Annotated in this window: 5 protein-coding genes and 1 pseudogene; 3 read left to right on the forward strand and 3 right to left on the reverse strand. The window is 67.7% G+C overall.

The genetic code is table 11. The annotated features are described in order from the left end of the window. Positions 1 to 391: 391 nt before the first annotated feature. Positions 392 to 589, forward strand: coding sequence for a hypothetical protein (locus ACWFR4_RS47550; RefSeq protein WP_453658071.1), 198 nt, complete (start codon positions 392 to 394; stop codon positions 587 to 589). Between the two features lie 198 nt (positions 590 to 787). On the opposite strand, the gene ACWFR4_RS47555 is transcribed toward ACWFR4_RS47550, so the two are convergent. Continuing rightward, the gene (locus ACWFR4_RS47555; protein WP_453658079.1) at positions 788 to 1,117 is read right to left on the reverse strand and encodes a hypothetical protein; all 330 of its coding nucleotides are present in this window, start codon (positions 1,115 to 1,117) and stop codon (positions 788 to 790) included. Between ACWFR4_RS47555 and ACWFR4_RS47560 the strand changes: the two genes are divergently transcribed. Then, entirely contained in the window at positions 1,001 to 1,291 is a 291-nt protein-coding gene (locus tag ACWFR4_RS47560; RefSeq protein ID WP_453658073.1) for an integrase core domain-containing protein, read from the forward strand. The genes ACWFR4_RS47555 and ACWFR4_RS47560 overlap by 117 nt on opposite strands. A gap of 1,176 nt (positions 1,292 to 2,467) precedes the next feature. On the opposite strand, the gene ACWFR4_RS47565 is transcribed toward ACWFR4_RS47560, so the two are convergent. Next, entirely contained in the window at positions 2,468 to 3,919 is a 1,452-nt protein-coding gene (locus tag ACWFR4_RS47565) for a dihydrolipoyl dehydrogenase family protein (RefSeq protein ID WP_453658075.1), read from the reverse strand. Between the two features lie 638 nt (positions 3,920 to 4,557). Here ACWFR4_RS47565 and ACWFR4_RS47570 point away from each other — a divergent pair. Next, positions 4,558 to 5,124 carry a dihydrofolate reductase family protein gene (locus ACWFR4_RS47570; protein ID WP_453658077.1) on the forward strand — a complete coding sequence of 189 codons (567 nt, stop codon included), beginning with the start codon at positions 4,558 to 4,560 and terminating at the stop codon, positions 5,122 to 5,124. A 17-nt stretch (positions 5,125 to 5,141) separates the two neighbouring features. On the opposite strand, the pseudogene ACWFR4_RS47575 reads toward ACWFR4_RS47570, so the two are convergent. After that, a pseudogene (locus ACWFR4_RS47575) lies at positions 5,142 to 5,241 on the reverse strand (IS481 family transposase); the annotation flags it as partial.

Raw genomic sequence — 5,241 nt, forward strand, 5'->3', positions numbered from 1 at the left:
CCAGCGAGACCGACCTGCCCACCGAACTCACCGCATAGCCTCAAAACGAGATCACCGAGTGGCCGTCAATACACCACTCCCGCGGACGTGACCTCTGGCACCTGCAGGTCCCGTCTCGACATACGCCGCCGAGACCCGCTCGGCGATGTGATCCACGAGTACCGGAACGCCGCCTGACCTGGGCGGATGTAATATTCGGCAGCCGCAGAGCCATGATCCCTTCTCATGGCGTTGAGACTGCTGTACGGGATCTCCCGGGAACTGCTCGGCGGGCTTGTCCTCCTGCTGCGAAGCCGGCCTCGAAGGAGGCGGAGATACTTGTACTCCGCCACGAGCTCGCGGTACTGCGACGGCAGGTAAGCGACCAAGACTGTCGTGGGCGGACCGGGCGGTGATCGCCGCTCTAACCCGGCGACTCCCCCACGAGCTGCGCCGGCACCGGATCGTCACCCGGGCCACCCTGCTGTCCTGGCACCGCAAGCTGGTTTCCCGCAAATGGACATACCCGCAACAAGGGCCAGGACGGCCGCCACTGGACGCCGCGCTCGTGGTCCTGATCCAACAACTCGCCCGCCACAATCCCACCTGAGGCTACATTCGCATCCAAGGCGAGCTGCACCGACTGGGCCACCGCATCGGCGCGATCCGCCGGATCCTGCACCGGCATCGAATCCCGCCCGCCCCTCAGCGTGCCGACACATCCTGGTGGACCTTCCGACGCGCCCACGCCGACACCCTGCTCGCCTGCGACTTCTTCCACGTCGACTGCGCGGTCACCCTCCAACGGCTATACGTCTTCTTCGTGGTGGAGGTCGGGACCCTCTACGTCCACATCCTCGGGCTCACCACGCACCCACCGGGGCCTGGGTGACACAGCTGGCGCCCGGAACCTCATAATGCCCCTCCAGGACCAGTCCGGCAGCAGCTTCCGCTTCCTCACCCCCGAGACCGCGACAGCAAGTTCACCACCGCCTTCGACGGCGTGTTTGCCGCCGGGGACGTGAAAGTCGTCAAGATCCCTCCACGCTGCCCGCGCGCAAATGCGTTCGCGGAACGCTTGTTTCGCACGGTCCGTTCCGAATGCACGGACCGCATGCTCATCGCCGGTGAACACCACCTGCGCACCGTCCTGGACCGGTACACCGAGCACTACAACACAGGCAGATCCCATCGATCGCTGAACCTAAGAGCGACATGCGACGCAACCAACGTCACTCCCCTGCCAAACGGCACAATCCGACGTTGCAAGATCCTCGGCGGACTCATCAACGAGTACCACCACGCAGCCTGACGACACATCACACTCCACCCAAATCACCGCAGGCCAGCAGCCGTGCGCAAATATTGGCACCCTTCACCCTGCCTCTCCCCGCCCGGGAGCCGGCACCTGGCGCATTCCATGAATGACGCGATCCCCGCGTTCCTATCGTCTGGGAGTCCCGCCAGCGCGCAGCGGCGGGGTATTGCCCGCATACGACCCACCCACGGGAACGGTTCCACCAGGTGGGTTCCGGGAACGAGCGCTTCGAAGCGGACGGGGAGGGGGAAGCGGTCGGCTCCTCGCGGGAGTTGCCACCGCAGGCGACTGCCCCCGTCAGGAACAGTGCGGCCACGGTTGCGTACCGGGCAGGGAGGGCATCGGCGGTCTTTCGGCTACGGGAGGGTGACACGCGGGCAGGAGCGGGCGCCGGCCGTTGCGTCGAGAAGTTCTGGAAGGTGGCCTTCTTGATCTTCGTGTACGCGACCCCGGCGTGGTCGACGGTGTCGGGCAAGGCCCCTTCGTACGCGACATTCCAGTGCGCTGCGAAGTACACGTCACCATTGCCACAGTGCCGAACAGCCTCGTCGACTGCGGCAACCCCCTTGTCACCAGGGAGCGTTCGGAAGGTGCCCGCACCCTTGGCAGGTACGACCTGGCTGCCCTGCAGGCGACCGACCTTGTCCCAGCAGGAATTCGGCAGGACTACGTACCTGCAGTCCTGCGACACGGCACCGGTCACTCCGTCCCTGAAGTAGGACCGGGCGGCAGAGTTCTTCTAGACATCGGTCGTGAAGTGGAAGGGCTTCCCGATCCCGCCCTGGCGACCCACGTGCTCACGACGTCTTCTAGGGCGCACTCATGCGACGGCTGCCGCAGCAGGCCCCGGCGCACGGAGAGTTCGCGACCGAGACGTGCGCGGCCCTCGTGCTGGCCGGACTCGCGGGCGACGCGGGGCGCACGTAGACGGGGAGAGCCATCGCCGTGCGACCGAAGATCGCGCCGAGGTTGTCCATCATCCGCTCGACGACGTACGCCCGCCCATACGCCGCCTCCGGGACGATGTCCGCCAGCAGCGCGTTGCGCGCCAAAACCCGCAGACCCGGGCGGGTCAGGCGGCGGCACGCAGCACCTCCCACGCTGCGGTTGCCCGCGCTCGGAGGCGATGCGGTGGGCTGACCGCTCGGAGCGGCCCTTCCCGGGGGCGGCTCAGTTCCGGTGGTAGGCGGCGAGGAGGAAGAGCCAGATCTCACTGACGGTCGGGAAGCAGGCGACCGCGTGCCGCAGCCGCTTGAGCGGGACCTCGCCGGTGATGGCGATCGTCGCGGAGTGCAGCAGCTCGGTGATTCCGTAGCCGACGAAGGTCACCCCGAGAAGGACCTCCCGGTCGAGGTCGACCACCATCCGGGCGTGGCCCTGGTAGCCGTCGGCGTAGAGGTTGGCGCCCTGGGCGGCGTTGAAATCGAGATCGACGACCTTGGTACGGTGCCCTGCCCGGGCGGCTTCCTCGGCAGACAGACCCACCGCGCCCGCCTCGGGGTCGGTGAAGAAGGCCTGCGGCACGGCGTGCTGGTCGGCGGTCGTGGCGTGGTCGCCCCAGGGGGCGTCGTCCAGCGGGAGGCCGGCGGCACGTGCGCCGATCGCGTCGCCGGCTGTCCGGGCCTGGTACTTGCCCTGGTGGGTGAGGAGAGCTCGGTGGTTGACGTCGCCGAGGGCGTAGAGCCAGTCACCTTCGACGCCGCGGACGACGCAGGTCGTGTCCACGTCCAGCCAGGAACCCGGAGTGAGGCCGACTGTGTCCAGGCCGATGTCGTCGGTGTGGGGTGCGCGGCCGGTGGCGAAGATGGCTTCGTCGGCCTCCAGCTCGCTGCCGTCGTCGAGGGTGAGGCTGACCGGTCCGGCGGGGTCGGGGCGGCGCAGGGCAGTCACCTGCACTCCGATCCGCACGTCCGCGCCCGCCTGGGTCAGGCCGCGTGCGATGAGCTCGCCCGCGAAGGGTTCCATCCGGGTCAGCAGGGAGCGGCGGGCGAGCAGGGTGGTCTGGGAGCCGAGGCCCTGCCAGAGGGTTGCCATCTCGACGCCGACCCCGCCGCCGCCGACGATGACGAGCCGGGCGGGGACGGTGCTGGAATCGGTGCCGTGCCGGTTCGTCCAGGGGCGGGCCTCATTGATGCCCGGAATGTCGGGCAGCACGGGGCGACTGCCGGTGGCGATGGCCACGGCGTGCCGGGCGATGAGGGTGTGGCATGCGCCGTTGTCCCGGGTGACGGTGACCCGGCAGGGGCCGTCGATCCGGCCGTGGCCGCGGAAGAGGTCGGCGCCGATGGACTCGACCCACTCGGCCTGTCCGGTGTCGTCCCAGTCGGTGACGTAGCGGTTGCGGCGGGCGAAGACCTGGGCGGTGTCGAGTCGGCCGGTGACGGCCTGCCGGGCGCCGTCCACCCGCTGAGTGTCGGCGACGGCGACTACCGGTCGCAGCAGTGCTTTGCTGGGGACACAGGCCCAGTAGGAGCATTCACCGCCAACGAGTTCACGCTCCACGACGGCGACGCTGAGGCCGGCGGCACGGGCGCGGTCGGCGACGTTCTGTCCGACCGGGCCTGCGCCCAGGACGACCACGTCATGCGTACTATTTATGCGGTTTTCTAGCGATTCATTCATTTTTCCATCGCATCACGTTCCGCGGCGGATCGCTCACCCGCGGGGGGTTACTGGACGAAAGCCCTCCGTCCGGGCCGGCGGACAGGCTCTCCCGGCCGGGTACGGAAAGCTAAGGACACCGGTGGAGGGGAGGAGGAGTTACTGCGTGCTGTCCGGACCCGGGCCGCCGACCCGGACCGGCGTGCCCGACGCAAGCGAAGTACTCCCGCTCGCTCATCTCCGAGAGTTGTTTCATCGCGCTCACTTCCGTCGGCCGGAACTCAGACATCTCAGAGGGCATGGAGTTGTCCAGGACCGACGACCAATCCGTCAGACGGTGGTCACAGCGATCTGGAATATGGCGTCAGGAATTGGACGCTACAAGCGTTTTGTAGGGTCCCGCCGCTCGTGACATGTCGATCTTGCGTGACCTGTGCGTTCTTGGCTGTCTCACGGCCTTGTCACACATGATCCGTCTCAAATCCGTGGCATTTCCTCGCGAGGGCGAGGTCGAGATCAGGCGGCTTGTCCGAGTCGGCCGAGTACACCACGCTGAGCCCCGAGCACGAGGGCTACCGGCGAGCCCAGATCGCGCACCGATGAGTTTCCCGCGCCGCGCTGGTCTATACGCCGGACACCCACGAACGGAAGGCTGAGCCATGCGGAAACTGATCTACGGCATGAACCTGACCCTGGACGGCTACATCGCCGCGGCCGGCGACGACATCGGCTGGAGCGGACCGCCGAGCGACGAGCTGTTCCAGTGGTGGCTCGACCACGAGCAGGCGAGTGGCCTGTCGCTGTATGGGCGCAAGCTGTGGGAGACGATGAGCTCCTACTGGCCGACCGGCGACCAGCAGCCCGACGCCACCCCGGCGGAGATCGAGTTCGCGCGGAACTGGCGGGACACGCCGAAGGCGGTGTTCTCCTCGACGATCGACAAGGTCGACTGGAACACCCGCCTGGTCACCGGCGACGCGATCGCCGAGATCACCCGGCTCAAGGCCGAGGACGGCGGCCCAATGAACATCGGCGGCGCAACGCTCGCCGGGGCGGCCATGCGCGCCGGGCTGATCGACGAGTACGCGATCGCCGCCCATCCGGTCCTGGTGGGCAGCGGCACGCCGTTCTTCACTGCGCTGGACAGCTGGGTGAACCTGAACCTGGTGGAGACGCGGACGTTTCCCGGCGGCGTGGTCCTGACCAGGTACGAGACGAGGCGCTGAGCAGCAGCACCCACGCGCTAGTTGTATTGCCCTGAAGCGTTGTTTGCGCGGCTGATGGGGGGCTTGCCTGCGAGTGCGGTGTGGCATCGGTGGTGGTTGTAGGTGTGGAGGAAGTCT

The sequence above is a fragment of the Streptomyces sp. NPDC055140 genome (assembly GCF_053607285.1).

What these genes read in the sequence shown, in the direction of transcription:
- ACWFR4_RS47570 (WP_453658077.1), top strand. Translation starts at nt 4,558, where the DNA reads ATGCGGAAACTGATCTACGGCATGAACCTGACCCTGGACGGCTACATC.
- ACWFR4_RS47565 (WP_453658075.1), bottom strand. Translation starts at nt 3,919, where the DNA reads ATGAATGAATCGCTAGAAAACCGCATAAATAGTACGCATGACGTGGTC.